Here is a 26,208-nt window from a genome sequence, read left to right on the forward strand (position 1 = left end):
TCTCTTTGGCGGAGCCCTGTCAGTACCGCACGGCCCTTCCGGGCGTGTCAACGGCGGACGGCACCGGCCGGCGGGCGCGCACTGCGCGTGCCGGGGCGGGCACCGGCGGGTGCCGGCGGACGGCGGCGGGCACGGGCGGGCACCGGCCGTCCGGGAGGCGCCGGAGCACGCGGGGCCCGTGATCCGGGGCAGACGGTCCGTTCCCCGGATTGGGCTACCCTTGAGGGTCACCCCTCCCGTGCCGGCCAGCGGCACCGAATCACGTCGTAAGGGTTCCTAGTACATGACTGTCGAATCGGTCTTCCCACGCCTGGAGGCCCTCCTCCCGCACGTCCAGAAGCCGATCCAGTACGTCGGCGGCGAGCTCAACTCGACCGTCAAGGACTGGGACGCCTGCGACGTCCGTTGGGCGTTGATGTACCCCGACGCCTACGAGGTCGGCCTGCCCAACCAGGGCGTCATGATCCTCTACGAGGTGCTGAACGAGCGCGAGGGCGTACTCGCCGAGCGCACCTACAGCGTCTGGCCGGACCTCGAGGCGCTGATGCGCGAGCACGACGTCCCCCAGTTCACCGTGGACGCCCACCGCCCGGTGAAGGCCTTCGACGTGTTCGGGCTGTCGTTCTCCACCGAGCTCGGCTACACCAACATGCTCACGGCGCTCGACCTGGCCGGCATCCCGCTGGAGGCCGCGGCCCGCACCGACGAGGACCCGATCGTCCTGGCCGGCGGCCACGCGGCCTTCAACCCGGAGCCGATCGCCGACTTCATCGACTGCGCCGTGGTCGGCGACGGCGAGCAGGCCGTCCTCGACATCACGGAGATCATCCGCGCCTGGAAGGCCGAGGGCCGCCCGGGCGGCCGGGACGAGCTGCTGCTGCGCCTGGCCCGTACCGGCGGGGTGTACGTCCCGAAGTTCTACGACGTGGAGTACCTGGCCGACGGCCGGATCGGCCGCGTCGTGCCGAACGCCCCGGGCGTGCCGTGGCGGGTGTCCAAGCACACCGTGATGGACCTGGACGAGTGGCCGTACCCGAAGCAGCCGCTCGTCCCGCTCGCGGAGACGGTGCACGAGCGGATGTCCGTGGAGATCTTCCGCGGCTGCACCCGCGGCTGCCGCTTCTGCCAGGCCGGCATGATCACGCGCCCCGTGCGGGAGCGAAGCATCACCGGCATCGGCGAGATGGTGGAGCGCGGGCTGAAGGCGACCGGCTTCGAGGAGGTCGGCCTGCTGTCGCTGTCCAGCGCCGACCACACCGAGATCGGCGACATCGCCAAGGGCCTGGCGGACCGGTACACCGAGGACAAGATCGGCCTGTCGCTGCCGTCCACCCGCGTCGACGCCTTCAACATCGACCTCGCCAACGAGCTGTCCCGCAACGGGCGCCGCTCGGGCCTCACCTTCGCCCCCGAGGGCGGCAGCGAGCGCATGCGCAAGGTGATCAACAAGATGGTGTCGGAGGAGGACCTGATCCGCACCGTCGCCACCGCGTACGGCAACGGCTGGCGCCAGGTGAAGCTGTACTTCATGTGCGGCCTGCCGACCGAGACCGACGAGGACGTGCTCCAGATCGGCGAGATGGCGAAGAACGTCATCCAGAAGGGCCGCGAGGTCACCGGCCAGAACGACATCCGCTGCACCGTCTCCATCGGCGGGTTCGTGCCCAAGCCGCACACCCCGTTCCAGTGGGCCCCGCAGCTGTCCGCCGAGGACACCGACGCCCGCCTGGCCAAGCTGCGCGACTCGATCCGCGGCGACCGCAAGTACGGCAAGAACATCGGCTACCGCTACCACGACGGCAAGCCGGGCATCGTCGAGGGCCTGCTCTCCCGCGGCGACCGCCGGGTCGGCGCGATCATCCGCGCGGTCTACGAGGACGGCGGCCGCTTCGACGGCTGGCGCGAGTACTTCTCGTACGACCGCTGGATGGCCTGCGCCGACAAGGGCCTGTCCGGCACCGGCGTCGACGTCGACTGGTACACCACCCGCGAGCGCACCTACGAGGAGGTGCTGCCCTGGGACCACCTGGACAGCGGCCTCGACAAGGACTGGCTCTGGGAGGACTGGCAGGACGCCCTGGAGGAGGTCGAGGTCGACGACTGCCGCTGGACCCCGTGCTTCGACTGCGGCGTGTGCCCCCAGATGGACACGGCCATACAAATCGGCCCGACGGGCAAGAAGATGCTCCCCCTGACGGTCGTCAACGCCGCTGACCAGCAGAAGTAGGCGGCGGCGTGGGGGACACGGCGAGCGAGCTGTGTGACTTACTTCACAGCCTCTCGGAGGGTGAGCGGGAGCTCGTCCTGGGCGCGCTCGGCATGACGCGCGCCCCGGGCGGGCCTGCACTCGCCCTCGGGGAGGTCCGGCAAGGCAGCCCGAGAACCCCTCTGCCCGCCGCCCGGAGTGCCCCGGGCATCGAGTCCTCGATCGAGTGGGTCTGAGGCCTTGAGGCCATGCGTAGAGCCCTCCCCGAATCTCTCGGGGAGGGCTCTACGGGGTTGCGGGTGGGGAACCCAAGGGGACAGGGGTGCAACCACCAATCGAGGGCGACGCCTACCGCCGCGGCCGCCAGCGTTGCCACCACCGGGACGGCAAGGCTCGCTGCGAAACGGAAGCTGCCGGGGTGGGGCGCGTGCCGGTTTCAACGAAGAGGGGTGTTGCCACGATCATTCGGTGTTGCCACTGATCAGGCGGGAAGTTGCACAGCACACGGGCATACCCGTGCAGGTAGGCAGGACCGTCCAGATACCACGACAGCATCGAGTAGCAGGAGCGAGCCGCGAACTCTTGATCGCTGAAGCGCGTGGAGGCCAACCTGTCGGGAAACGATGTGTCACCTCGGGCCTCCCTCTCCACGAGTTCAGCCGCAAGATCGTGGAGCCAGTCGGAACCCGATCCCGTGCGGGTGGCTCTGGCGTCGCGATGCTCCAGGACGTGCTGGATAGATCCACACAGGATGACCTCCACACCAGAACAGGGTGCGCCGCTTTGCTGGCGACAAGGCTCGTCCTCGATCGAGACGTACGCGTACACCCCGCAGTCCCTGAGACCAACGTCGCTCAGACCTCGCCCGAATCGAAAGCGCCCGGTGAACTCCATCCAGTCTCGGGTCATCAGCGACTCGCAAGAGTCAGGCACCTTGTTGTGTGCCCAGGTCTTCTCCCGGATGTGGGCCACCACTTCCTCCAGGGTGGGGGCACCTGGAAGGTCGTCTGCTGCCTTCTCTCCCACAGACAGACGGGCACTGGCACCGAGCATTGATGCTTCTGCTTCAACCGCCCTCCCCGTACCCCTGCGCGGGAGAGTTCTCTGAAACTCCGCAAGTTTCGCGGTCGACAGGTAGTGAAGCTCATGAAGTTCCTGCATCACCCCTCCACGGTTCGTAACCGCGTCCGCCTGGCGCATAGGTTCCTATGTCAGACGGACGATGACCCGCATGGGTCTGGTTACTCAACGATGTAGGCGGACTGAGGCTTCGGGCGGACGCCATCCCCTCGGCGGGCTCTCCCACCTTCGGGTGGCGGCTTGCGGCTGTTAGCTGCCTCGAATGAGTGACAGGTGTGCGGTGGCCGACTTGGACAGGCTGTCCAGAAGAGCCTTGCCCTTCTCCGCGGTGCCGAGCGACGGGCGGCCGATGATGCCGTTCTCGGTGTAGCCGGCCATTCCCAGGGTGAGGAGGTGGGGGCGCTCCGGGGCGTCGTGGTCGTCTTGCTCGATGCCGTCGCGGATGAGGTGAGGAGCACCGTGGAGGAGGAGCGAGACTTCCAGTTCGCCGCCGTGCATGTCCTCGCCGCCGCTGCTCTCCAAAGCGGCGGCTTCGCGGGCCTGGTGCCAGTCCTCTCGGACCGGGAAGAGGGCGACGTACGGACCCTCGGTGTTGGCCTCTTGGACCACGTTCGAGAGGACATAGTTCCCGCCGTGCCCGTTCACGATCAGCAGACCGGGGACGCCGGAGGCCTGGAGGGACTTCCGGATGTCGTTGATCACGGCGTAGAGCGTGGCGGCGCTGATGCTGACGGTGCCCGGCATGTGGGCGTGCTCGTGCGAGCAGGACAGCGTGATGGGCGGTAGCAGGAACAGGTCGTAGTCGGTGGCGATCCGCTGGGCGATCAGGCTGGCGACGACGGTGTCGGTGGTCAGGGGCAGGTGATCGCCGTGTTGCTCGAAGCTGCCGACCGGCAGCACGGCGATCTTGGCGCCGCGCCGGCGTTCGTCTGCGGAGGTGGCGGCCGTGATCAGTGCGTCCATGGGCCCAGCCTCTCCCATCGGGTCGTCAGCGGTCGAGAGGGCTTCCGCTGCTCATCAGTGCCAAGCGGTGGGTGAACGTGGCCACTTGGGGTACGGCACTCCAGCGCTGGAGTGCCTTGCCCGCGGCGGACAGTTCGGACATTGCGCGCGCCGACTCGGTGTCGACGGCGATGGACAAGGCGCGGTCCGCTGCGGCGGCTGCCTGCTCGGGTTCACCGGACACCGCGTAGGCCCGCGCCAACCGGGAGAGGTAGACGCCCTGGTCGTTGCGGTAGACCGGCGGCAGAACTCGGAGCTCCGCCTCGAACATGCCCACGGCCGTGTGCGGGTCGCCGAGTTCGATCAGACAGTTCGCGCGCTGCATCTCGATGTAGGTCGGTGTGCAGTAGGCGAGATCAAGAGCGTCGTCGGCGTGCGAATCGTCCGGCGCGGCCGCGATCTCGTGAGCCTCGTCGAACTTCGCCTGTGCGAAGCGAGGGTTGCCCATCATCGCGTGGCCCTGAGCCTCCTGCTGCGCCGCCAGTGCCCGGATCCGGTGAGTGGCCCCGACCGATCGTTGGGCCGCGCGAGCAAGGCTGACGGCTTTCGGGGCGTTCCGCTGGGCGGTGGCCTGGTTGCTCTTCCGGAAGAGCACGTAGGCGGCCATCACGTCGTCGCCGGCCTCCTGCGCCCACTCCATGGCGCGGTCCGACCAGAACAGGGCCCGGTCGAAGTCCCCGAGATCCTGGTTCAGCCAGCCCAGGAACTCCGCGGTGCGCGCGCCGATCGTGAGCAGTTCGTCGCGGGCGCGGCCCTCGGCGATCTGCTGGAGGCGGTCGAGTAGCCGGACGTGCCTCGTCACCGGGTCGAGCGCGTGGCGGGAGCCGAGCAGGTTCGCGGCTTTGTAGTGGCCGGGCATCGCACCGCGCAGATGGCTGACGAAGAGCTCGGGGTCGATCGGTGCGTTGTGACCCCTCCCGCCGGCGGACGGCTCCTGTGGGCGGCGACGGGGCTGCCGGACCGGCGCCTCCAGCTCCCATGAACGAGAAGCCAGACCAAGCATGCAGCCCGGGATGTGAAGGCCGTCGGCGATCCGCTCGATGAGATCGATCTTCTCGATCCGGCGTTTCCCGGACATGACCTCACCGACCCGGCTCGGTGTCATGTCACAGGCGCGGGCAATGAGCGACGGGTAGATCCCCGCCGTCTTGAGCAGCCGGAACACGGCGGCGAAGTCTCGCCCTCGACACGCAGCGATCATCTCCGGGTTGGACAGCAGACCCGCTGGGAGCCGGTCCGGTACGCGAGCCTCGGTCACCACTGCCCCCGCTGTCGATCAGCAGCCGCTGCAAGCAAGTTGATTGACTGTGAGTTTACCCACATTGGGTAACCAGCTTGGGTACGAAGTCCGCACTTCCTCCCGGCAGCCTGGAGTCAAGGGCCGGAACGTCCGGGTTTCGGGCCGCCAATTGGGCATCGGGAGGCGGTGCACGTGACCAGCTCGGGAGAACCCCCCGACGGCTCCGAACCCTACAAGCCGGCCCCCGGGATACCCGCGTTCGAGGCGAGGCTCACGCGGCACAGGCGGTCCGCCACGGTGGCGAGGAACCATCTGCGTGACTTCCTTCGGAACGTCCCGGGCGGCCCGGCCCTCATGGACGACGCTCAGCTGGTGCTCGGCGAACTGGTGGCCAATGCGGTGACGCACGCGCGTGTTTCGCCTGGGCGTGAGATCGCCGTCCGGTTCGAGGTGGTGTGCGACCACCTGCGGATCGAGGTGCACGACGCGAGCAGCGAGAAGCCCTCGATCCGGTGCGCCGCTGACCTGAGTGATGTCTCGGGGCGCGGGCTGTACCTGGTGGAGGCCCTGTCCCGGGACTGGGGCTTCGAGCCCCGGCCCGAAGGCATCGGAAAGATCGTTTGGGCCCTGGTGGGCCCGGAAGGCGGTGTGGAATGAGCAGGCGGGCGTCCGGGGCGGCGACGCGGTTCTTCTACTGCGGCGCGGGGCTGAGCAAGGCGCTGACCCGAAGCATCGTGGTGAACGGCCAGACGGTAAGTGTCCACAGGTGGCACCCGCGCCGCGCGGGGGAGGTGCCGGGGAAGTGACGCTGCTTGGAGTCCCCAATGCGCCGGAGACGGTCTCGCCGTACCCCTTCCCGGTGATCCTGGAAGTTCGCGGTGTCGCGGAGCCCGAGCACTTCGGCAAGCTGCTGGAGGCGATGGCCGCGCTCCTGACCGCGGTCGGCACGCTTCCGCTCGGCCCGGACCAGCAGGCCTACTTCGCCGAGCTGTTCGGGCCGTCGGAGGAGCAGGCGATCGGGCGTCGGCTCGCGACGCACGGAGAGGTGCGGGCCCCGGCCTTCATCGACCTGACCCCGACTGTCGTTCGCTTGTACTCCGCTGGCCCGGAGACGTCTCAGTGATCCGGCACCTGCGGACCCGGTGGGGCAGGCTCTCGACCTGGTGGTTGCTGGACGGCCAGTTCTCCTGGCCGGTGCGGGCTGTCTCTCCGAGTCGGCGGGCCGCGCACCGTGACGCGCTGGCGTGGTACGCCGAGCCCGAATTCGCCGAAGACCAGCGGTTGCTGCTCATGCGGCAGATCTGGCGGGAGAAGACCGGCGTCGATGATCCGCTGCTCGACTTGACCGAGGCGGAGCTGTTCCGGCGGATCTTCGGCTGCGAGGAGTCGACTCGGGACCGCACCTGACTCTGATCAGGGACAACTGAAGACGTGCCGGACCACCCCGGAACCTTGGCGGGAGAGGAGAGGTCCGGTGGGTCGGAACCCGATGCCGATGGTATCGGGCTCCTCGGCATGCCAATGCACGGACGGCCGGTTCGGTTCTTGACCAGGGGAGTTGAAGAACAGTTGGACGGGGACGACGACTTCGGTGCGGAGTTGGCGGCGAGCCTCGACCCTGACACGTGGGTGTGGCTGCCGGGTGTGGACTACGCCGCCAGCTGGCGTGCCGCGAGACGGACAGCCGACGAGCTGAACAGTCTGCTCACCATGTGTGGCGTCAAGCGGTCGCAGCTTCGGGCTGTCGCCGATACTGACGCCGAGGGCGGTCCGGTGGTTCGGCTAGAGGGCATCACGTTGGGGTGGCTCAGCCTCGAAGAACTGCTGTGCCTTGCCGCACAGGTGCGTAGTGAGTCGGCCTAACTGGCCCAGTATTCACATAGGCATGCACCGGCCCGAGGCTGTTGGGAGCCACTGTCAGAGGATAGGTCTAGTGTTCGATTATGGCGATGATGAGAGCCCCTCCCTAAGACAAGTCCGATGATCTACTCTTCTGTGCAGGCGCATGAAGGGTGCATCGTATGGGGGGTTCGCCGAAGGCGGACGGGGGCGGGAAGCCCCGCACGCAGCGCATCAAGGCCGTGGACCCCCGCACCGTCACGAAGATGATGGAGCAGCTTCAAGAGGGGTACGTCTCTAGCGTCGCCGCCACCGCCGGCTGCTCCGCCGAGGTTCTCAGCAAGGACACCTTCGGCGTCGATGTTCAGTTCATCCGGCCCCCTCGCACCCATCTGGAGCAAGAGAGCATGCTCTTTGCCCAGTTGAAGTGCACCACGCAGGTCGTTCCCGACCGCAACGCGAAGTCGTTTCAGTACCGGTTCTCCAAGCGCGAGTACTTTGAGAGCCTGGCCATGACGCGCTCGTACCCCAAGAAGATCCTGATCGTTATGACAGTGCCAGTCGAGCAGCTCGAATGGACTCAGGTAGTCGAGGGTGGGCTGCTTGTTCGGCGGGAGTGCTACTGGGTGCACCTGGAGGGTGAGACCTCTCCGCTGGTCAAGCCAGTCATCGACGTGCCGACGGAAAATGTGTTTGACGCCGCAACCCTGATACGAATCATGGAAAGGCATGATAGGGGTGAGTCACTTGATGGATGAAGTCAATGGCCTGACCATCCCCCAGAATGTCGATCCGGGGCGTCTTTTGACCATTCTCATTGATCTCGGCTGGCGGCATGCTGGCGGGCGCGAAGGAATATATGCGCGCTTCGCCCCTCCGGAGGCAGGGGAAAATGCGGGAACGCTCCCTAGTGTTCTCATTCCACTGAATGAAGCTGCTCCTGATTTTGGCCACCTGATGCATTCTGCGCTTCTCCAATTGGCGCGCAATCGTGACCTTTGGGTGCGGTCTCTTTATCCACGGATCGCGCTAACCGCCACAGATGAGTTTCGGTTCCGTAAGGAGTCGAGTGCCCCGAGTGGCCTAATCTCCTGGCGTCAAGGTGAGCGACTGATTGAAAGTGCCCGTCGAACGCTCCTTGCTGGCGCTAAGTACTTCATCGGGCCGCAGCGTCATTTTGTTAATAGGCATGGGCGGTTCGCGAGCCGGTATATGGATCAGGTTCTGATGGGCCAGACTGCGCCGGGTAGCTACATCGTTACTGCGCTAGCTCCGCCAGATGCTGCAATCTCTTTGAAGGGCTCCTCTGGCCCACTCTCTAGCCCCTTGGACATGGAAGCTACTCGGGTCAGGACCGTGAATGAGGCTGTAGCGCATGCGGTGGGGGCAACGGTTGAGGCCCTTGAGCACTACCGCTCCAGCGGCTCTCTGGCAGGATTTGAACGCGGTGTCATTGATGGCGTCTCATACGAAATGACGAATGCCATCCTGGGTATCGCTGCAAATTCTGATGAGGCAGATATAACCATTGAATGGGATCAGACGCGACAGCTGCCGGACGGAGTTGAGAGCCGCTTCACCTTCCATGCATCGGATGCTGCGCCGCTAACTCAGGCGGCCGTCCGCCTTGCTGAAGACCAGGAGTCCACGCAAGTCACAGTAACGGGGCGTGTTCACATTCTGGCAAAGAAGGAGGCGGGTAGCCCTGGCGTCTTCGGGATCGACTCTCTTCAATCTTCTGGCCCAAGGAAGGTGCGAGTTCGACTTGCAGATGATGAGGACTACCATGAGGCTATCCGTGCACACGAAGAGGACCTGGCAATTCTCGTCAGCGGGCGCCTGGAGAAGGAAGGGAATTTGAGTTGGCTTTACGACGGTACGGTAATTCGAACTCTCGGGCCGCTTGATGAGTATGAAAGTCATCGACGGCCCAAGCGGGAAGAGATTCCTGGACAGCTTGGCATGTTCTAGCTCAAGCACCCGCGCCGTTTCGGGTTGACGTTCTCTATGAGCTTGCGGGCGGCGGAGCGGTTTTGGTCGGTGTCCTGCCTGGTTTGGGGTCGAGCATGATCGGGGGGCCGTAAGCTGTTGCGACTCGGTCAGGGCTTCTGGGCCTGACCGCAATTTGGCCGAGTGGCCCCCCGTTCTTGCTCGACTCGGGTCCCGAGCCTGGGAGGTGGGTAAAACCGTGGAGCCGCCCGCCCCCAGCCATGGCGGGCTCCGACCTCTGCATCCCTCCCGGCCGCACGCTCGCGTGCGCGGCCGGCCGCCGCCGACGTGGGGCGCAGACAGGAGCGGCGGCGTGCGGCAGGGCCGCGTGCTGGCGCTCTGTGCGCGCCCTTGAGTAAGTGAAGAAGAGTTGCGACGCCTCACGCGCTGGCGGCCTGTGTTTCAGTCGAACCGGCGCCAGTTGTCGGTGTCGGGAGGTAGGTTCTTGCTCCTAGATGCGGCCACAGGGCGGGGAGTTTTCTCGATCATGTACGACGCTGAAGTCACGGCGGTGGCAACTGGTGCAGCTGGAACGCTTGTTGCGGCGATTGCAACGTGGGGTGCCGGAAAGATGCAGGTCGCAGTCGACCACTTCTTCCGACGCGGCACGCCCCAGGAGCAGCGCGCAGCGATGGAGGCTGTGAACGCGACTGCGGCTGAGCTGTCTTCTGGCGGGGACGGCGCGAGGGCCGCGGCGGCTGCGGCATGGACAGAAGTTCTAGCGCAGTACCTGTCTGGCCACCGCGACCTTCTGGGCGAAGTCGATGGCCTTGGGCGACCCAGGTCTGCGGAATCGAGTGTGTGGAACCAGCACAACACGGGAACGGGCACCTTCGTTGGCGGGAACGTGTATGGCGGCCTGACCATCCGACAAGGCGGCGGTCCTGATGACGGACGGTGAGCCAAAGGAGCAGCACAACCACGGCTCTGGCACGTTTGTTGGTGGAAGCGTCCACGGTGGCCTCTGGCAGATCTTCCTGCCGCCTTACGGCAAGAAGGCCTCTGGTCCTGCCTCGCCAGGAGACGGGGCTCCGCAGCCGCAGCCGGATGAGACCGACTATGACGGTGTTGGTAGCTCAATGGTGGCCTGCTTGATCTTCGCGCCAGGCTTTGCTTACGGCAGCCTCCACGAGATGATGGGATGGCCGATGGCCCCAGGTGGGGCAGTCCCCGGAGTCGGCGAGCGTATCGGTATGGGCTTCGTTCTTACCTATGCCTTGATAGCCCTTATTTCGGCATTCTTTGCCCGTCTTGCTCAGTTCTTCGAGCTCTGGTCGGAGCGGTGTGCCATCACGGCTTCGCAGACCAGGGGCCGTCTGGTTGCCGCTCCGCCAGCCCTGATGGCTCGGGTCACAGCGACAGTGTCCGCGTGGGCTGCGCTTGTTGCAGGGGTACTGGCGTCTCTCTATGGCTGGAGTGCCTTTGGCGGGGACGTTTCTCGGCGAGCTCACATTGCTCGCGTGAACTCGGCAGCCAACGCCGCGACGGCCCGTGCCGCTGCCAGACGGGCAGCTAGCTGACCGAGCTGACTCGCCGCAACTTCAAAGACTTGAGCGATCACGCTCCTGCGGTTCGGCTGGGCTTGCGGGCGTCGATGGCGTAGGTGAGGGCGGTGGTTTCGGCGCCGAGGCGGGTCTCCTCCAGGATGAGGGGCAGTCCGGTGGCCTGGTCGCAGGTGATGCGGTGGGCGACCAGGAGGACGGCGGCCTCGGAGAGTTGGAGGGCTTCGCGCTCGTCGGGCTGGGGGACGCGGGCGGTGACTCGCTCGCGCCAGGTGAGGTCGTGGCCGGCTGCGGCGAGCGTGGCGTAGGCCTCGGCCGGGGTGGCGGCGGGGTGTTGGGCGAGGGGGGTGGCCTCGATGCGTTCCATGGGGAGCAGGAGGCGGTGGAGGGCGCGGCCGTCGCCGGTGGGGTTGGTGAGGAGGCGGTCGCAGCCGAGCATCAGTTCGTCCTGGTCCATCTCCAGCAGTGGCGCGGTGATGGCGTCGGTGCGGGTGCGGTAGACCGAAGGCTTCTCCGCGTGATCGAACCAGGTGTCGATGGGCGTTGAGAAGGTGTCGCCCTGGGTGGTGATGGTTCGATCCATGCTGGCGTTGGGGCCGTGGACGGCGGCGCGGACGAAGGTGCCGCGGCCTTGCTTCACGTCCAACTGGCCCTCGCTGCGGAGGGCGGCGACGGCGAGCCTGACGGTTGGTCGGGAGACACCATAAATCTCGGCGAGATCGGTTTCGGTGGGCAGCTGGGTGCCGGGGGGCCACTCGCCGGTGGCGATCGACTGTCGCATCGCAGCTGCGACCTGCTTGTGCAGTGCCTCGTTCCGGATGATCGCCATGGTGTTGACCCCTTGGTGCGGGCGTCGGGGGAGAGGCCCGCTTCGCGTGTGCCGTGTCGTTTTCGAGGGTTCGTCTGTGGTCGTTTGCCCTGGTCGGGCGGCATCTCTATGTCTGTCGTCAATTGCTAGCCGTTAAACGTAAGCATGAATTGCTTGCGTCGGGGCGTCAAGGAGGAGCATCATCGAGGCGCCAAAGGTAAGTACGTTTGACGACTGACGTCATGCGGCCTTGGTGTCAGAGGAGTGTGCGCTCATGCAGTCCATTCCCGTTGACGGAACCCGGCTCGGCACGATGACCTGCATCGTTGCCGCCGAGGCGCGGGTGGCGAACCGTGAGACCGGGGAGTTGAGGAAGGACCGGGACGGCCAGACCGTCTACACGGTCGGTGTCGCGGTCCGGCAGGACGGCCGGCGGGCCTCGATCATCGAGATCAGCGTGTCCGGCGAACCGGTCGGTGTGGTGGAGGGCGTGCGGGTGCACGTCACCGGCTTGACCGCCTTCTCGTGGGCGATGGGGGACCGACACGGCCTGTCCTTCCGGGCCGACGCCATCACGCCCGTTCCGGTCGCTGCTCCGGCGGCCTCGCGCAAGGGCGGCGACGCCTGATGAGCAGCGCTACGCGCGTGAGGCTGCGCGGCCTGCTGAGGGAGCTGGGGGACCTGGCGGAAGAGGTCGACCCGTTCGGTCCGGACGGCGAGGGGGCCCAGCTCTTCGACCACATCGCCGCCGTCGCCACCAAGACCGCGGATCAGGCCCGCGACCTGGAGGTCGAGGCGCAGAACGCGGTGCTGGAGAACGGGGGACGGCCGTGATCGTCCTTCAGTTGCTCTGGGTCGCGTTGCTGGCGACGGTGCTCATCGGGCTCAGCATCGCCCCGTCGTTGCGGCGCAACTACCCCTACCTCTGGTGGTGCCTGCTCGGCTACCCGGTGAGTGCCGTGCGGGTCCGGGTGACGTGGCGGCGGCTGACCACGAACCTCGGCCTCGCCGTGGCGAAGCGTCCCGGGCGCGCGCTGATCGGGGACACGGTCGTCCGCGGTGATCCGCTGCGGCCGGCCCCGCCCCGCCTGGGCGTACCGAAGCTGCGGCACGGCGGCCTGGACGTGGTGGTGCGGCTCCACCCCGGACAGGTGCCCGAACACTTCACCGTCGTCGTGGAAGCCTTCGCGCACGCGTGGCGGGTCCACTCGGTCCGGCTGCTGTCCGAAGAACGCGGATTCGTCACCCTGTCCGCTCTGGCCTGGGACCCGCTTCGTGCGCCGGTGCTGCCGTACCGGCTGAAGGAACGGCTGCTGCGGGCGGTGGTCGGCCTGCTGGAGGACGGCCGGGCCTGGGCGATCGACCTACGACGGGTGCCGCACTGGCTGATCGTCGGCGCGACCCGCTCGGGGACGTCCACGCTCATCGCCGCGCTGGTGAAGGAACTCGCCCCGCAACGCGTCGCCCTGTTCGGCATCGACCTCAAGGGCGGCATGGAGCTGTCCCTGTTCGAGGACCGGCTGTCGGCGCTGGCGGCCACCCGGGCCGAAGCCGCACACCTGCTCGCGGAGTTGGTCGCGGAGTCCGAAGCGCGGATGCAGCTGTGCCGTTCGGTCGGGGCCCGGTCGATCTGGGACCTCCCGGCGAAGCTCCGCAAGATGCCCGTCGTGCTCATCGTGGACGAGGTCGCGGAGCTGTACCTGGCCGCGACCAGAGAGGACAAGGCGGAGGTGGGGGAGATCTCCACCAACCTGCTCAGGCTTGCCCAGCTCGGCGCGGCCCTGGGCGTCCACCTGGTGATCGCGGGGCAACGGGTCGGCTCGGACCTCGGGCCCGGGGTGACCGCCCTGCGAGCGCAGTTGGCCGGTCGGGTCTGCCACCGGGTGAACGATGCCGGGACGGCGGAGATGGCGCTCGGCGACCTCGACAAGGACGCCTTGGTCGCAGCCCAGCAGATCACTGTTGCCGAGCAGGGGGTCGCCATCGCGGCGGACGCCGACGGCCGATGGGCTCGGGCCCGGTCCGTCCACATCACCCCTGAACAGGCGCGTCGCGCTGCCAGAAAGTACGCCCGGCTGGCGCCGGCCTGGCCCGGCCTCCACGTGCCGGACGAGTCGAGCGAAGGGGTCCACCTCTGATGGGCGCCGCCCTCATCCTGACCGCCGTCCTGGCCCTCGTCACCTTCCTCCTGGTCCGCTCCGGCGAACTCAAGGTCTGGCACGTCGTCCTGACCGGCGTCCTCGGTGTCTACCTCGACCGCATCGGGTGGGCCGACCCCGTCGTCTACGCCGTGACCTGGATCGTCCAAGGACTCACCCACACCACCTGAGAGGCGTGATCACCGTGCCAACCCGACCAACCACCCGGCCCGCCCGCCCCAACGCCACCCCCGGCCGCGCCACCGCCTGCCTGGCCCGGCCGGGGCCCGGCGAACCCTGGCCCTGGAGACACCCACCATGACCGCCGGCACCAACCCGTACACCGACCTCACCGCACGCCGCGCCTTCCTCGACCGGGAGGCGCGGCTGCGCCAACTGCCGCCGGTGGAGCGTGACTTCGTCCGCATCGGCGAGCTGCCGGACCTGAACCGTTGGCTGGAGCAGATCCGTGCCACCGGTGGCTGTGCCGAACCGGTGTACCTCTCCGGGCACACCACGACCCTCGACGCGGAGACCGGTGAAGTGCTCCGGCACTTCGTGACCGCCACCGAACCCGGCGGCCGGCTCGCCGTCCGCTGCCGCAACCGCCGGGCCTCCCGCTGCGCGCCCTGCTCCCGTGAGCACAGCGGCGACACCTTCCACCTGGTCCGCTCCGGCCTCATCGGCGGCAAAGGCGTCCCGGAGACGGTGCGGACGCACCCGCGGTTGTTCGTCACCCTGACCGCCCCCTCCTTCGGCCCGGTCCACCGAGCGGGTGTCTGCCGCCCTGCCCGGCGCCGGCGCTGCGAACACGGCGGTCGGCACGGCTGCGGCCGAACCCACCTGGACGCTGACCCGCTCGTCGGGCAGCCGCTCTGCGCGGACTGCTACGACTACCCCGGCCACATCCTCTGGAACGCCATGGCCCCGGCGCTGTGGAAGGCCTTCCGCGACAACCTCCACCACCACCTCGCTGCCCGGGCGGGCGTCGGCCGGTCAGAGATACGCACCCTGGTTCGGGTCTCCGTGGCCAAGGTTGCCGAGTACCAGAAGCGCGGTGCCATCCACTTCCACACGGTCATCCGTCTCGACGGACCCGGTGGGCCCACCGAGCCCCCTCCGTCCTGGGCCACGGGCGGCCTTCTCCTGGAGACCGCCCGCTCGGCGGCTGCCGCTGTGGCACTGCCGTGTCCCGACTCGGCCGCCTTCAACGGTGGCCGGCTCGGCTTCGGCGCCCAGCTCGATGCCCACCCCCTTGGTCGTGGGGACGGAGGGCGGCTCACGGACGATGCCGTAGCGGCCTATGTCGCCAAGTACACGAGCAAGAGCGTGGAAGCCGCCGGCGCCGTCGACCGCCGCATCGAGTCCCTGGCCGAGATACGGTCCCTGCACGTCAGCCCACATGTCCGAGCCCTCATCGCCACCGCCTGGCGCCTCGGCGGTCTGCCCGAACTGCAACACCTGCGGCTTCGTGCCTGGGCCCACATGCTCGGTTACCGGGGACACTGCCTCACCAAGACACGGGCTTACTCCACTACATATGGGCAGCTCCGAGCCGCCCGTGCTGAACACGCCCGCGGCCTGTACGCCGACTGGGACAGCGAGACCGTGGTCGAAGGTGCCTGGCGCTTCGTCGGAGCCGGGCACACCGTGGCCGAAGCACTCATCGCCGCGGGCATCGCCGAAGACCTCGCCACCAACCGGGAGGTCGTCCGTGAAGAAGCGGACAGCACGGGTCGGACGAAGGGGAGAGCGTGAGAGCCCAGCGCGCAGGGCTCAAGGCCTCGAACGATCCGAGGCAGGCGTTACCCGTGCCGCTCGCACGACCGAAGGCGCTCCGAGCTCCGACCATCGAGAGCGAGATCGTTATCGTGGACGATGAGGGCCACGAAGAGCCGTACGACTCCGCCAAGCACTGATCACGGCAGCCCCCGCCACGATGGTGGGGGCTGCCGTTGCCTCAGAGCTTGCTCGCGAAGTCGTCCTCCTTGATGACCAGGCGATCGCGGTAGTCCTTGGGGATCCTGAGCTTGAGGTGCACGGCCGGCTGCCGCTGGCCCGGGACCTTCGTGCGGGTGACCTTGCAGGTGACGCCCACCCGGCGGAGGTCGGCCGCCATGGCCTCCATGCCGCCGGCCTCCCAGTGCTCACGGAAGGTCTTGCCGTTGGCCGCGTTGATCCACCGGTCCTGGGTGGACTCGGGGTCGATAGCCTCCAACTCGTCGATGAGCTGGTTCAGCGTCTCCTCGGCCTGCTCGCGCGTGAAGGTGGTGCGCGCGAAGCGTCCGCCGGGCTCCAGGCCCTTCATGTAGTACGAGACGGACTCCTCCAGCTGCTTCTTCCTCTTCAGCGCCTCGGTGCCCTTGGCGTACTCGCGGACCAGGACCGGCTCGTCACCGAGCACCTTGAGCACGTCCTGGACGAGGGCGGCGTACACCCCGTCCGGATCGTTGACCCCGGCCCCGCCGCCCTTGCAGCCGCTGCACCGCATGTACTTGTACTGGACGCCCTTGGTCGTCGTGACCTGCACCGTGATGTTGGTGTTGCAGTCCTCGCACTCGAAGACTCCGAGGAACTTGGTGGCACCGCCCTCCTGCCGGGTGGGCTGGTTCTTTCCCCACCTGTCGAGGTCCCTGCCGAGCTGTGCGAACTCGTCCTCCGTGAAGATCGGCTCGGCGACCTTGATCGGCTTGCCGTCCTTGCCGAGGATCTGCTTCGACCGGCGGCCGACGCCGCTCTTGTCCTCTTCTACCCGGTACCCCATGAGGGCGGGGTTCCGGAGCCTCCGGAGGTGGGTCGACGTGGTGAGCCCTTCGGAGCCGGGTACGCCCGCGCGCTTGATGATCCGCACCTGGTGGGACGCGGAGATCTTCGATGCCCGGCGCCGACTCCAGTGCAGCACCTTGTAGGCGGTCTCATCGATGGCCAGGACGGTCTTGCCGGTCTCGTCCACGACCGTCTTGTAGCCGTAGGCCGGCTTGCCGACCAGCCACTCCGCCTGGGTCTTGGCGTAGTCCCAGAGGCTGGTGACCCGGGTGGAGGTGTTCGCCGCCTCGATCTCCGCGATCCCGCCGATCAGCGTGATCATCACCTTGCCGACCACGGTGGTCAGGTCGATCGCGTCGTTCTTGGAGACGAGGTTCTTCCCGTACTTCAGGCACCACTCGATCATGGTGCTGAGGTCCGAGAGGCGGCGCACGAAGCGGTCCAGCTTCCAGAACAGCAGGACGTCGAACTCGGGCGCCCGGTTGTTCAGCCAGTCCCCGAGCTGCTTGCGCTTCCACGGCGGCACCTTCGTGGCGCTCACGTTGAGGTCGCTCGCCACTCCGATGACCCGCACGCCCATGTCGCGGGCCAGCATCCGTAGGTCCAGCTCCTGGCGCACCGGCGACGTGGTCTCGTCCGTGAGCACGCTGAGCCGGATGGAGAGGAGAGCCCGCGGAGCGTCCTCGGGCAGGAGCGTCTCCGCCTGCTTCAGGTCCTTCAGGAGTCTGAGGTCCGCCGGCGACCACTCGGCGTCCACGTCGTACTGCTGCTGTCGCTGCGCCGATACGGCGCGCTTCGCACCTCGTCCCATGTCCGAGGACGCTAGCGAGCCTTTTGGCTCTGTGTCTATGTGCCCCCAGATGGACACCAGCATCCAGATCGGCCCCACCGGCAAGAAGATGCTCCCCCTGACGGTGGTCAACAAGTAGCGCGTCCCCCATCCCGCGACCCCCGGCCGGAACGTTCCGGCCGGGGGTCGCGGCGTGCGGTGGAGCGGAGGCTGACCAGGGGCGGAGCGAGGGGGAGCGCGGGGCGCGTACCCTTTGAGGTGACAGAGTCCGGACAGTGGCGGGAAGACGCCGCACCGGACGGGGACAACTGACTAAGGACTGAGCGACCCTGGCACGCCGTACGCCCGACGGTCCGCCGCCCGCGCCGACGGTGCAGCGGATTCGTCTCCGCTACACCAAGCGCGGCCGGCTCCGCTTCACCAGCCACCGCGACTTCCAGCGCGCCTTCGAGCGCGCCCTGCGCCGGTCCGCCGTTCCGATGGCCTACTCGGCCGGCTTCACCCCGCACCCGAAGGTCTCCTACGCCAACGCGGCCCCGACCGGGGTGGCGAGCGAGGCGGAGTACCTGGAGATCGGCCTGGCCGCGGTCCGCGACCCCGAGCAGCTGCGGGCGCAGCTGGACGAGTCGCTGCCGGCCGGCCTGGACGTGATCGACGCGGTCGAGGTCCGGACGCCGAACTTCGTGGAGCGCCTGGAGGCCTCCGAGTGGCTGCTCCGACTGGACGGCGTGGAGCCCGACGTGGCCGCCGAGGCGGTCGCGCGCTTCCTCGCCGCCGAGCGGGTCGAGGTCGAGCGCCGCACCAAGAACGGCCTGCGGGTCTTCGACGCGCGGGGCGCGGTGGCGGCGCTTGAAGCCGTCCCGGCCCAGGTCGAGGCCGGTGCGGACGCCGGGCCCGGAACCGACCGCGATGTTCGGACCGGCCGTCCCTGTGCGATACTGCGCCTGGTAGTACGACACGCCACACCCGCCGTACGACCCGACGACGTATTGTCCGGTCTCCGTGCGACGGCCGACCTGGCGCCGCCGGTCCCCGCAGAGGTGACCAGGCTGGCGCAGGGGCCGCTCGACGAGGAGACCGGCACGGTGACCGACCCGCTGGCGCTCGACCGCGCGGCGGCCCCGGTCGGCTCGGAGCCGGCCGTGGGGCCGCACGCTACCGCGTCCGCCTAGCGGGGGGAGGCCGGGTCCAGTGCCTCACTGGACCCGACGGTCCTCCAGGGTTCCCGCGGCTCCCCAGGGGAGCGAGCGTCGTCGCAGCACAGGCCTGCCACCCGGGGCCTGCCGACCAGGAAGGTCGGCCGGTCCGGGACCCCGTCCGGGAGCCACCCGGGGTTGGGGGACGGCGCAGCTTGGGAAAACCTCAGAAGACTGGTCAGAACCAGAAGACTTTCGACACCCCGCCGAGCGCGGGGCGCCGAGCGAGACTACGAGCCCCTGTGCGGCGTCGCGTCCGCGCGGCGGCACCGTCAAAAGGGTCCGGTCCGGGCATCGTCGCGATGCCGGCCGCCCAGCGGTGCCGTGCCGTGCCCGGATGTGGAGCCCGGGGGCCTGACGGGAGATCCACCCGCATGCTCGATAACACCGATCCGCAGCAGACTGCGGCCACGGACCAGAACGAAACCGCCGCGACCGGTGGCGAGGGCGCGTCCGCCGCGCCGCCGCGCCGTCGTCGCCGCGCGGTGTCCCGCCCGGCGGGCACCCCGCAGGGTGCGGCCGCCGAGGCGGCCGAGACGGTGCTGCCGGCCGAGACGCCGACCGCCGCGGCCACCCCGGCTCCGGCCGTGGAGCCGGCGGCCGAGCCCGCCGCCGAGAAGCCGGTCCGGGCCCGCCGGACCCGCAAGCGCGCCGAGGCCCCGGCCGGGGCGCCGGAGGCCACCCCGATCGTGGTGACCGCTCCGGAGACGGCGCAGGCCCCGGCGGCCGAGCCCGCCGCCGAGAAGCCCGCGAAGGCCACCAGGGCCACCAGGGCCACCAAGGCGGGCAAGACCGAGAAGGCGGAGAAGGCCGAGGTCGCCGAGGTCGCCGAGGCCGTCGCCGAGAAGCCCGCCCGGGCCCGGCGCACCCGCAAGCGCGCGGAGGCGCCCGCCGGTGCTCCCACGACCGAGGCCGAGGCGCCGGTCGTCGAGGCGCCGGTCGTGGAGGCCGCTGCCCCCGAGGCCCCCGCCGCCGAGCCGGTGGCCGAGGAGGCCCCGGCCGCTCCGGCCCGCCGCCCCCGCCGCCGTCGCGTGGTCGAGGCCGCGCCGGTCGTCGAGGCCCCGGTGGAGGAGCCCGTCGCCGAGGCGCCGCAGGCCGAGGAGCCCGCCGCCGCGGAGGAGCCCGAGGAGGAGGCCGTCGAGGCCGCCGCCCCTGAGGCCCCCGTCACCGAGGCCCCCGCCGAGCCGCACCACCGGGTGCGCCGCCGCGCCGTGCGCCCGGCCACCGCGGTCTTCCAGGCGCCGGTGTTCCAGGAGCCGGCTCCCTTCGTCGCGCCGTCCACGCCGTCCACGCCGTCCGCGCCGGCCACCGCGGCCGCGCCGCAGCAGCCCGTCGCCGCCCCGGTGCAGGCCGAGGCCCCGGCCGTGGCCGAGCGCACGGAGGAGGACGACGAGTTCGAGTACAGCGGTGTCGGCCGTCGCCGCCGGGTCCGTACCCGGGTCGAGCCGACCCGTCGCAAGCCGGCCGCCCAGGCGAAGGCCCAGGCCCAGGCGAAGGCCCAGGCGAAGGCGCCGGCGAAGGCCCCCGTGAAGGCCCCGGTCGAGGCCGCGCCGGTCGTCGAGGCCCCGGTCGCCGAGGCGCCCGCCGTGGAGGCCCCCGTCGCCGGTCCGGAGACCGAGGGCGAGTGGGAGGACGACGGCCGTCCGTCGCGCCGTCGCCGCCGGGGTGGCCGCCGCCGCCGTCGTGGCGAGGCCGAGGAGTTCGAGGCCGCCGAGGCCGTCGAGACCGAGCAGCCCGCCGCCGAGGAGTCGGCCGAGGCCGTCGCCGAGGACGAGGGCGAGGAGGACGACGACCTGGCCGCCGGCCTGTCCTCGTCGCGTCGCCGCCGTCGTCGCCGCCGCCGCAGCGGTGAGGCCGGCGCCGTCGAGGCCGCCGAGACCACCGAGGACGGCGTCCGCACGGTGGTGAAGGTGCGCGAGCCGCGCCGCCGCTCCACCGAGCCGTCCTTCGACCCGGACGAGGTGCAGTCCATCAAGGGCTCGACCCGACTGGAGGCCAAGAAGCAGCGCCGCCGCGAGGGCCGCGAGCTGGGCCGCCGCCGGGTGCCGATCATCACCGAGGCCGAGTTCCTGGCCCGCCGCGAGTCGGTCGAGCGCGTCATGGTGGTGCGCCAGAGCGGCCAGCGCACCCAGATCGGCGTCCTTGAGGACGGCGTGCTGGTCGAGCACTACGTCAACAAGGAGCAGGCCACCTCGTACGTCGGCAACGTCTACCTGGGCAAGGTCCAGAACGTGCTGCCGTCGATGGAGGCCGCCTTCGTCGACATCGGCAAGGGCCGCAACGCGGTGCTGTACGCCGGTGAGGTCAACTTCGGCGCGCTGGGCGGCCACGGCGGCCCGCGCCGGATCGAGTCGGTGCTGAAGTCCGGCCAGTCCGTGCTGGTGCAGGTCTCCAAGGACCCGATCGGCCACAAGGGCGCCCGCCTGACCAGCCAGATCTCGCTGCCCGGCCGCTACCTGGTGTACGTGCCCGAGGGCTCGATGACGGGCATCTCGCGCAAGCTCCCGGAGAACGAGCGCGCCCGGCTGAAGCAGATCCTCAAGAAGATCGTCCCGGACGACGCGGGCGTCATCGTGCGCACCGCCGCCGAGGGCGCCTCCGAGGAGGAGCTGACCCGCGACGTCCAGCGCCTCCAGCAGCAGTGGGAGGACATCCAGAAGAAGGCCGCGACCGGCAACGCCCCGGCGCTGCTGTACGGCGAGCCGGACATGACCGTCCGGGTCGTCCGCGACATCTTCAACGAGGACTTCAGCAAGGTCATCGTCTCCGGCGACGAGGCGTGGAAGACCATCCACGAGTACGTCTCCAACGTGGCCCCGGACCTCGCCGAGCGGCTCCAGCGGTGGACCTCCGAGGTGGACGTGTTCGCCACCTACCGGATCGACGAGCAGCTGATGAAGGCGCTGGACCGCAAGGTCTGGCTGCCCAGCGGCGGTTCGCTGGTGATCGACCGCACCGAGGCGATGGTCGTCATCGACGTCAACACCGGGAAGTTCGTCGGCCAGGGCGGCAACCTGGAGGAGACGGTCACCCGGAACAACATCGAGGCGGCCGAGGAGATCGTGCGCCAGCTGCGGCTGCGCGACCTCGGCGGCATCATCGTGATCGACTTCATCGACATGGTGCTGGAGTCCAACCGCGACCTGGTGCTGCGCCGCCTGCTGGAGTGCCTGGGCCGGGACCGGACCAAGCACCAGGTGGCCGAGGTCACCTCGCTGGGCCTGGTCCAGATGACCCGCAAGCGGGTCGGCCAGGGCCTGCTGGAGTCCTTCTCCGAGCCGTGCGTGCACTGCAACGGCCGCGGCGTGATCGTCCACATGGAGCAGCCGAGCGCCCACGTCCACGCCCCCGTGGCGGCGGGCGAGGCCGGTGCGGGCGGCGGCAAGCGCCGTCGCCGCGGCAAGGGCGGCGCGGGCCAGGAGGAGCCGCAGGCCGTCGAGCCCGTGGTGACCATCCTGTCCGAGTCGGCGGAGGACGTCGCCGAGCCGGTGCGCGAGGAGATCGAGGGCCAGCTGGCCCTGGAGGTCCCGGGCGTCGAGGCTCCGGCGGAGGCGGCCGCGCCGACCGTCGAGGCCCCCGTGGCCGAGGCCCCGGCCGCCGCTCCGGCGGGCCGTCCGCGTCGCCGCGCGGTGCGCAAGGCGACCGCTCCGGCGGGTTCCCCGGACACCGCCGAGATCGTGGTGCTCCAGGCCAAGGCCGAGGCGGCGCTGGAGGCGGCCCTGGAGGCCGCCGCCCCGGCGGTCGCGGAAGCCGCCGCCGAGGCCGTCGCCGAGGCGCCGGGTGAGCCGGTCGTGGTCGCGGAGACCGCGGTCGTCGCCGACGCCCCCGAGGCCACGGAGGCTCCCGAGGCCACGGAGGCCGCCGAGGCCGGCGAGGCTCCGGCCGAGGAGGCGCCGGCGCCGAAGAAGCGGGCCGCCCGCAAGACCGTCGCGAAGAAGACCGCCGCCAAGAAGACCACCACGGCGGCCAAGAAGACCACCGCCCGCAAGACCGCCACCAAGCGGACGAGCGCGGCGGCCAAGAAGGCCGCGGCCGCCGAGGGTGATACGGCGTCCGAGTAGTGCCCACGCCCGGGGCGGGAGTGATCCCGCCCCGGGTCGTACGGGCCGGTTTGCCCCCCGGGCGGCCGGTCCGTATTCTTGACCATCGGCGTGTCTACGCCATGCTCCCGAGCACATCACCTTCCCGGGTCGCCGCGTTCGCGCGGAGGGCCGGGGAGAGGCTCCTGTGTCCGTACCCAGGTGGCTGGCGTCGGGGGTTCCGACCGAGCAAGGAAAGCAGGTACCGCATGTACGCGATCGTTCGCGCAGGCGGCCGCCAGCACAAGGTCGCCGTGGGCGACGTGCTGGAGATCGACCGTATCGAGGCCAAGCCGGGTGACTCGGTCGAGCTCTCGACCATCCTCGTCGTCGACGGTGACGCCGTCACCTCCGACCCGTGGGTCCTGGCCGGCGTGAAGGCTCACGCCGAGGTGGTCGACCAGACCAAGGGTGACAAGATCGTCATCCTGCGTTACAAGAACAAGACCGGCTACCGCCGTCGCCAGGGTCACCGTCAGCAGCACACCGCGGTGCGCATCACGAGCATCGACTCGGTCAGCAAGTAAGGGGATAGCGAAAAATGGCACACAAGAAGGGCGCAAGCTCTACTCGTAACGGCCGTGACTCGAACGCCCAGCGCCTCGGCGTGAAGCGCTTCGGTGGCCAGGTCGTCTCCGCCGGCGAGATCCTCGTCCGCCAGCGCGGCACCCACTTCCACCCGGGTGCCGGTGTCGGTCGCGGTGGCGACGACACCCTGTTCGCGCTGACCGCCGGTGCGGTGCAGTTCGGCACCCGTCGTGGCCGCAAGGTCGTCAACATCGTGGCCGTCGAGGCCTGAGTCCCCGCGGACTCCCGAGTCTGAGAAGACCCACCGGGTCGGACAAGACTCACAGTGAAGGGTGGGCCGGAATTCTCCGGTCCACCCTTCACGCTTTACGCAGGTAGCAAGCAGACTCTCGCGCACTGGAGGCACACCCATGACCACCTTCGTGGACCGCGTCGAACTTCATGTCGCCGCGGGTAACGGGGGCCACGGCTGCGCCTCCGTGCACCGCGAGAAGTTCAAGCCGCTCGGCGGCCCGGACGGCGGCAACGGCGGTGAGGGCGGCAGCGTCATCCTCACCGTGGACTCGCAGGTCACCACCCTGCTGGAGTACCACCACTCGCCCAAGCGCAAGGCCACCAACGGCAAGCCGGGCGCGGGTGGCAACCGCACCGGCGCGCTCGGCGAGGACCTCGTCCTGCTGGTGCCGGACGGCACCGTGGTGCTGGACCGCAACGGCAACGTGCTGGCCGACCTGGTCGGGCACGGCACCAGCTTCGTCGCCGCCCAGGGCGGCCGCGGCGGCCTCGGCAACGCCGCGCTGGCCTCGGCCCGCCGCAAGGCGCCCGGCTTCGCGCTGCTCGGCGAGCCCGGTGAGGCCCGTGACATCGTCATGGAGCTCAAGTCCGTCGCCGACGTGGCCCTGGTCGGCTACCCGAGCGCGGGCAAGTCCTCGCTGATCTCGGTGCTCTCCGCCGCCAAGCCGAAGATCGCGGACTACCCGTTCACCACCCTGATCCCCAACCTCGGGGTGGTCACCGCGGGCGACACCGTCTACACCATCGCCGACGTGCCCGGCCTGATCCCGGGCGCCAGCCAGGGCCGCGGCCTGGGCCTGGAGTTCCTGCGCCACGTGGAGCGCTGTTCGGTGCTGGTGCACGTGCTGGACTGCGCCACCCTGGAGCCCGGCCGCGACCCGCTGACCGACCTGGAGACCATCGAGGCCGAGCTCGCCGAGTACGGCGGCCTGGACGACCGCCCGCGCCTGGTCGCGCTCAACAAGGTGGACGTCCCGGACGGCCAGGACATCGCCGACCTGACCCGCGCCTCCCTGGAGGAGCGCGGCTACCGGGTGTTCGAGGTTTCCGCCGCCTCCCGCAAGGGCCTGCGCGAGCTGAGCTTCGCCGTGGCCGGGATCGTCGCCGAGGCGCGTGCCGCCAAGCCGGCCGAGGAGTCGACCCGGATCGTGCTGCGGCCCAAGGCCGTCGACGACGCCGGCTTCACCATCACCGAGGAGGACGGCGCGTACCACATCCGCGGCGTCAAGCCGGAGCGCTGGGTCCGCCAGACCGACTTCAGCAACGACGAGGCCGTCGGCTACCTCGCCGACCGGCTGGCCCGCCTCGGGATCGAGCAGGAGCTGTGGAAGATCGGGGCGCACGAGGGCGACACCGTCGTCATCGGCCCCGAGGAGAACGCCGTCGTCTTCGACTGGGAGCCGACCATGGCCGCCGGTGCCGAGATGCTCGGCCGTCGCGGTGAGGACCACCGCTTCGAGAACCCGCGCCCGGCGGTCGACCGCCGCCGCGAGAAGCAGAAGGGCCGGGACGCGGCCGAGTCCGAGTTCCTCGCCTTCGAGGCGCTCTCCAGCGGCCGCCAGGCCGCCATCGAGGGCGACGACGACGAGGACCACTGAGCCTCGGAGTCCTGAGGCCCGTCCCCGGGGCCGCTGTCGGACGGCCCCCGTCACCTGTCGAAGGTGGCGGGGGCCGTCCGCGTGTTCAGCGGTGACCGGGCGTCACTTGGTCCAGGAGGCCTGGAGCTTCAGCGGGTCGGCCAGGTCGGTGTAGCCGACCGCGGCCGGGGTGTTCCCGGGGATGGAGATGATGGTGCAGCCCTTGGTCTCGGCGCCCTTGGTCACGCCCTGGAACTTCGCCCCGGTGCACTTGGGCAGCGGGGTGGCGGCGGTCATGACGTTGAGCCCCTTCTTGCCGGCGGTGTCGAAGACGACGAACTTCGAGTCCGGGGCGGTGAAGGAGAGGCTGGCGTCCCCGACGTTCTTGATGGTGTAGCTCACGTACACCGGGGTGCGGCCTTCCAGGCCGACGATGCTGATCTTGGCGGCGGTGAAGTCCTGCACCGAGCCGACCTCGACGCCGGTGACGGTGATCTCCAGCTTGGTGGCGACCTTGGAGGTCTTGTCGGCGAAGTCCACGGTGGCGCTCTGGCCGACCTTCACGCTGCTGGCGGCCGCCGGGACGGCTCCGCCGGCGGCCCCACCGCCCGCCGCACCGGCGGTGCCCGCGCCGCCGGCCGCCGCTCCGCCGGTCGCCGCACCCGACGGGGCCGCGGTCGAACCGCCGGCCGCGCCGCCGGTCGCGGTGCCCCCGGTGGCGGCACCCCCGGTGGCGGTGCCCGGAGCGCCGCTGGTCGGCGCCGGAGCGGCACCGGTCGAGCCGCCCGCCGGTGCGGCCGGGTCGGCGTTGTCCGGCCCGCAGGCCGCGAGCGACAGGGCGGTGGCCGCCGCGAGCGCGGCGAAGGTCAGCTTGGTGGTGTACGAACGCATGGTGCGCATTTCTCCTGGGCGCACGGCCGCGACCGTTGCCGGCCTTTGCCCAGTGCGGCGCCGCCCGTCGTGACAGGAAGGGTCGATGACGACATGGGTCCAGCGGGCAAGAAGCCGTCCCCCGATCTGGCTTGCGGTCAGGGACCATACCAGTCATCCGGATTGCCGGACGGGCTGTGGCGGGCCCGTGACCAGGCCGGGTCCAGCCGGTGAAACATCCGGCGGGTGACCTGCGCCGATCGCGTAGATTGCGGGGGTGACGGCCGGGCCCGGGCCCCGCCGT

At 69.6% G+C, this 26,208-nt stretch carries 23 protein-coding genes; 17 read left to right on the forward strand and 6 right to left on the reverse strand.

All coding sequences use genetic code 11. The annotated features are described in order from the left end of the window. Positions 1–283: 283 nt before the first annotated feature. Positions 284–2,227 carry a TIGR03960 family B12-binding radical SAM protein gene (locus ACZ6EM_RS09030; protein ID WP_465772142.1) on the forward strand — a complete coding sequence of 648 codons (1,944 nt, stop codon included), beginning with the start codon at positions 284–286 and terminating at the stop codon, positions 2,225–2,227. Positions 2,228–2,554: 327 nt separating this feature from the next. On the opposite strand, the gene ACZ6EM_RS09035 is transcribed toward ACZ6EM_RS09030, so the two are convergent. From ACZ6EM_RS09035 to ACZ6EM_RS09045, 3 genes are all read right to left on the reverse strand, one after another. Next, on the reverse strand, positions 2,555–3,406 hold the full coding sequence (locus ACZ6EM_RS09035) for an SAVMC3_10250 family protein (RefSeq protein WP_465772144.1): 852 nt from the start codon (positions 3,404–3,406) through the stop codon (positions 2,555–2,557). A gap of 129 nt (positions 3,407–3,535) precedes the next feature. Next, positions 3,536–4,249: a creatininase family protein gene (locus tag ACZ6EM_RS09040; RefSeq protein WP_465772145.1), complete on the reverse strand. Its 714-nt coding sequence runs from the start codon at positions 4,247–4,249 to the stop codon at positions 3,536–3,538. 25 nt (positions 4,250–4,274) lie between these two features. Further along, positions 4,275–5,453: a hypothetical protein gene (locus tag ACZ6EM_RS09045; RefSeq protein WP_465772146.1), complete on the reverse strand. Its 1,179-nt coding sequence runs from the start codon at positions 5,451–5,453 to the stop codon at positions 4,275–4,277. 372 nt (positions 5,454–5,825) lie between these two features. On the opposite strand from ACZ6EM_RS09045, the gene ACZ6EM_RS09050 reads away from it, so the two are divergent. The 6 genes from ACZ6EM_RS09050 (at position 5,826) to ACZ6EM_RS09075 (ending at position 9,338) form a co-directional block, all read left to right on the forward strand. After that, positions 5,826–6,185: an ATP-binding protein gene (locus ACZ6EM_RS09050; protein WP_465772231.1), complete on the forward strand. Its 360-nt coding sequence runs from the start codon at positions 5,826–5,828 to the stop codon at positions 6,183–6,185. 145 nt (positions 6,186–6,330) lie between these two features. Next, positions 6,331–6,651 carry a hypothetical protein gene (locus tag ACZ6EM_RS09055; RefSeq protein WP_465772147.1) on the forward strand — a complete coding sequence of 107 codons (321 nt, stop codon included), beginning with the start codon at positions 6,331–6,333 and terminating at the stop codon, positions 6,649–6,651. Further along, positions 6,648–6,935, forward strand: a complete 288-nt coding sequence (locus tag ACZ6EM_RS09060) for a hypothetical protein (protein ID WP_465772148.1) — start codon at positions 6,648–6,650, stop codon at positions 6,933–6,935. The genes ACZ6EM_RS09055 and ACZ6EM_RS09060 overlap by 4 nt, the downstream gene beginning before the upstream one ends. 162 nt (positions 6,936–7,097) lie before the next feature. Then, complete coding sequence (locus ACZ6EM_RS09065) at positions 7,098–7,391, forward strand: hypothetical protein (protein ID WP_465772149.1); 294 nt, start codon at positions 7,098–7,100, stop codon at positions 7,389–7,391. Positions 7,392–7,633: 242 nt separating this feature from the next. After that, the gene (locus ACZ6EM_RS09070) at positions 7,634–8,125 is read left to right on the forward strand and encodes a DUF4365 domain-containing protein (protein WP_465772150.1); all 492 of its coding nucleotides are present in this window, start codon (positions 7,634–7,636) and stop codon (positions 8,123–8,125) included. Then, positions 8,118–9,338 carry a hypothetical protein gene (locus tag ACZ6EM_RS09075; RefSeq protein ID WP_465772151.1) on the forward strand — a complete coding sequence of 407 codons (1,221 nt, stop codon included), beginning with the start codon at positions 8,118–8,120 and terminating at the stop codon, positions 9,336–9,338. Before ACZ6EM_RS09070 ends, ACZ6EM_RS09075 begins: the two co-directional genes overlap by 8 nt. A 1,575-nt stretch (positions 9,339–10,913) precedes the next feature. Here ACZ6EM_RS09075 and ACZ6EM_RS09080 read toward each other — a convergent pair. Next, a complete protein-coding gene (locus tag ACZ6EM_RS09080) occupies positions 10,914–11,687 on the reverse strand; it encodes a GntR family transcriptional regulator (protein WP_465772152.1) in 774 nt (257 codons plus the stop codon). A 253-nt stretch (positions 11,688–11,940) separates the two neighbouring features. Here ACZ6EM_RS09080 and ACZ6EM_RS09085 point away from each other — a divergent pair, with 253 nt between their 5' ends. The 5 genes from ACZ6EM_RS09085 to ACZ6EM_RS09105 all read left to right on the forward strand — a co-directional run bounded on the left by ACZ6EM_RS09085 (position 11,941) and on the right by ACZ6EM_RS09105 (position 15,562). Then, a complete protein-coding gene (locus ACZ6EM_RS09085; protein ID WP_465772153.1) occupies positions 11,941–12,294 on the forward strand; it encodes an SCO3933 family regulatory protein in 354 nt (117 codons plus the stop codon). Beyond that, on the forward strand, positions 12,294–12,500 hold the full coding sequence (locus ACZ6EM_RS09090; protein WP_465772154.1) for a hypothetical protein: 207 nt from the start codon (positions 12,294–12,296) through the stop codon (positions 12,498–12,500). The genes ACZ6EM_RS09085 and ACZ6EM_RS09090 overlap by 1 nt, the downstream gene beginning before the upstream one ends. After that, on the forward strand, positions 12,497–13,804 hold the full coding sequence (locus ACZ6EM_RS09095) for an FtsK/SpoIIIE domain-containing protein (protein WP_465772155.1): 1,308 nt from the start codon (positions 12,497–12,499) through the stop codon (positions 13,802–13,804). The genes ACZ6EM_RS09090 and ACZ6EM_RS09095 overlap by 4 nt, the downstream gene beginning before the upstream one ends. Beyond that, the gene (locus ACZ6EM_RS09100; protein WP_392869933.1) at positions 13,804–13,995 is read left to right on the forward strand and encodes a hypothetical protein; all 192 of its coding nucleotides are present in this window, start codon (positions 13,804–13,806) and stop codon (positions 13,993–13,995) included. Before ACZ6EM_RS09095 ends, ACZ6EM_RS09100 begins: the two co-directional genes overlap by 1 nt. Before the next feature lie 127 nt (positions 13,996–14,122). Further along, positions 14,123–15,562, forward strand: a complete 1,440-nt coding sequence (locus ACZ6EM_RS09105; RefSeq protein WP_465772156.1) for a replication initiator — start codon at positions 14,123–14,125, stop codon at positions 15,560–15,562. A 202-nt stretch (positions 15,563–15,764) separates the two neighbouring features. Here the strand turns inward: ACZ6EM_RS09105 and ACZ6EM_RS09110 are convergent, their stop codons facing one another. Then, positions 15,765–17,381: a recombinase family protein gene (locus ACZ6EM_RS09110; protein WP_465772157.1), complete on the reverse strand. Its 1,617-nt coding sequence runs from the start codon at positions 17,379–17,381 to the stop codon at positions 15,765–15,767. 350 nt (positions 17,382–17,731) lie between these two features. On the opposite strand from ACZ6EM_RS09110, the gene ACZ6EM_RS09115 reads away from it, so the two are divergent. The 5 genes from ACZ6EM_RS09115 to obgE all read left to right on the forward strand — a co-directional run bounded on the left by ACZ6EM_RS09115 (position 17,732) and on the right by obgE (position 25,055). Continuing rightward, on the forward strand, positions 17,732–18,532 hold the full coding sequence (locus tag ACZ6EM_RS09115) for a TIGR03936 family radical SAM-associated protein (protein ID WP_387695373.1): 801 nt from the start codon (positions 17,732–17,734) through the stop codon (positions 18,530–18,532). A gap of 398 nt (positions 18,533–18,930) precedes the next feature. Further along, positions 18,931–22,617 (forward strand): Rne/Rng family ribonuclease, encoded by a 3,687-nt coding sequence (locus ACZ6EM_RS09120; protein WP_465772158.1) that lies wholly within the window; start codon positions 18,931–18,933, stop codon positions 22,615–22,617. A gap of 227 nt (positions 22,618–22,844) precedes the next feature. Then, positions 22,845–23,162 carry a 50S ribosomal protein L21 gene (gene rplU, locus ACZ6EM_RS09125; RefSeq protein WP_045696828.1) on the forward strand — a complete coding sequence of 106 codons (318 nt, stop codon included), beginning with the start codon at positions 22,845–22,847 and terminating at the stop codon, positions 23,160–23,162. A 14-nt stretch (positions 23,163–23,176) separates the two neighbouring features. Next, positions 23,177–23,434 carry a 50S ribosomal protein L27 gene (gene rpmA / locus ACZ6EM_RS09130; protein WP_030309712.1) on the forward strand — a complete coding sequence of 86 codons (258 nt, stop codon included), beginning with the start codon at positions 23,177–23,179 and terminating at the stop codon, positions 23,432–23,434. Positions 23,435–23,573: 139 nt separating this feature from the next. Further along, the gene (gene obgE / locus ACZ6EM_RS09135; RefSeq protein WP_401054816.1) at positions 23,574–25,055 is read left to right on the forward strand and encodes a GTPase ObgE; all 1,482 of its coding nucleotides are present in this window, start codon (positions 23,574–23,576) and stop codon (positions 25,053–25,055) included. 102 nt (positions 25,056–25,157) lie between these two features. Here the strand turns inward: obgE and ACZ6EM_RS09140 are convergent, their stop codons facing one another. Beyond that, complete coding sequence (locus ACZ6EM_RS09140) at positions 25,158–25,934, reverse strand: hypothetical protein (protein WP_452178655.1); 777 nt, start codon at positions 25,932–25,934, stop codon at positions 25,158–25,160. Positions 25,935–26,208 lie beyond the last annotated feature (274 nt).

Source organism: Kitasatospora sp. NPDC041917, assembly GCF_055589745.1.

What these genes read in the sequence shown, in the direction of transcription:
- ACZ6EM_RS09030 (WP_465772142.1), top strand. Translation starts at nt 284, where the DNA reads ATGACTGTCGAATCGGTCTTCCCACGCCTGGAGGCCCTCCTCCCGCAC.
- ACZ6EM_RS09035 (WP_465772144.1), bottom strand. Translation starts at nt 3,406, where the DNA reads ATGCGCCAGGCGGACGCGGTTACGAACCGTGGAGGGGTGATGCAGGAA.
- ACZ6EM_RS09040 (WP_465772145.1), bottom strand. Translation starts at nt 4,249, where the DNA reads ATGGACGCACTGATCACGGCCGCCACCTCCGCAGACGAACGCCGGCGC.
- ACZ6EM_RS09070 (WP_465772150.1), top strand. Translation starts at nt 7,634, where the DNA reads ATGATGGAGCAGCTTCAAGAGGGGTACGTCTCTAGCGTCGCCGCCACC.
- ACZ6EM_RS09075 (WP_465772151.1), top strand. Translation starts at nt 8,118, where the DNA reads ATGGATGAAGTCAATGGCCTGACCATCCCCCAGAATGTCGATCCGGGG.
- ACZ6EM_RS09080 (WP_465772152.1), bottom strand. Translation starts at nt 11,687, where the DNA reads ATGGCGATCATCCGGAACGAGGCACTGCACAAGCAGGTCGCAGCTGCG.
- ACZ6EM_RS09085 (WP_465772153.1), top strand. Translation starts at nt 11,941, where the DNA reads ATGCAGTCCATTCCCGTTGACGGAACCCGGCTCGGCACGATGACCTGC.
- ACZ6EM_RS09090 (WP_465772154.1), top strand. Translation starts at nt 12,294, where the DNA reads ATGAGCAGCGCTACGCGCGTGAGGCTGCGCGGCCTGCTGAGGGAGCTG.
- ACZ6EM_RS09100 (WP_392869933.1), top strand. Translation starts at nt 13,804, where the DNA reads ATGGGCGCCGCCCTCATCCTGACCGCCGTCCTGGCCCTCGTCACCTTC.
- ACZ6EM_RS09105 (WP_465772156.1), top strand. Translation starts at nt 14,123, where the DNA reads ATGACCGCCGGCACCAACCCGTACACCGACCTCACCGCACGCCGCGCC.
- ACZ6EM_RS09110 (WP_465772157.1), bottom strand. Translation starts at nt 17,381, where the DNA reads ATGGGACGAGGTGCGAAGCGCGCCGTATCGGCGCAGCGACAGCAGCAG.
- ACZ6EM_RS09120 (WP_465772158.1), top strand. Translation starts at nt 18,931, where the DNA reads ATGCTCGATAACACCGATCCGCAGCAGACTGCGGCCACGGACCAGAAC.
- rplU (WP_045696828.1), top strand. Translation starts at nt 22,845, where the DNA reads ATGTACGCGATCGTTCGCGCAGGCGGCCGCCAGCACAAGGTCGCCGTG.
- rpmA (WP_030309712.1), top strand. Translation starts at nt 23,177, where the DNA reads ATGGCACACAAGAAGGGCGCAAGCTCTACTCGTAACGGCCGTGACTCG.
- obgE (WP_401054816.1), top strand. Translation starts at nt 23,574, where the DNA reads ATGACCACCTTCGTGGACCGCGTCGAACTTCATGTCGCCGCGGGTAAC.
- ACZ6EM_RS09140 (WP_452178655.1), bottom strand. Translation starts at nt 25,934, where the DNA reads ATGCGCACCATGCGTTCGTACACCACCAAGCTGACCTTCGCCGCGCTC.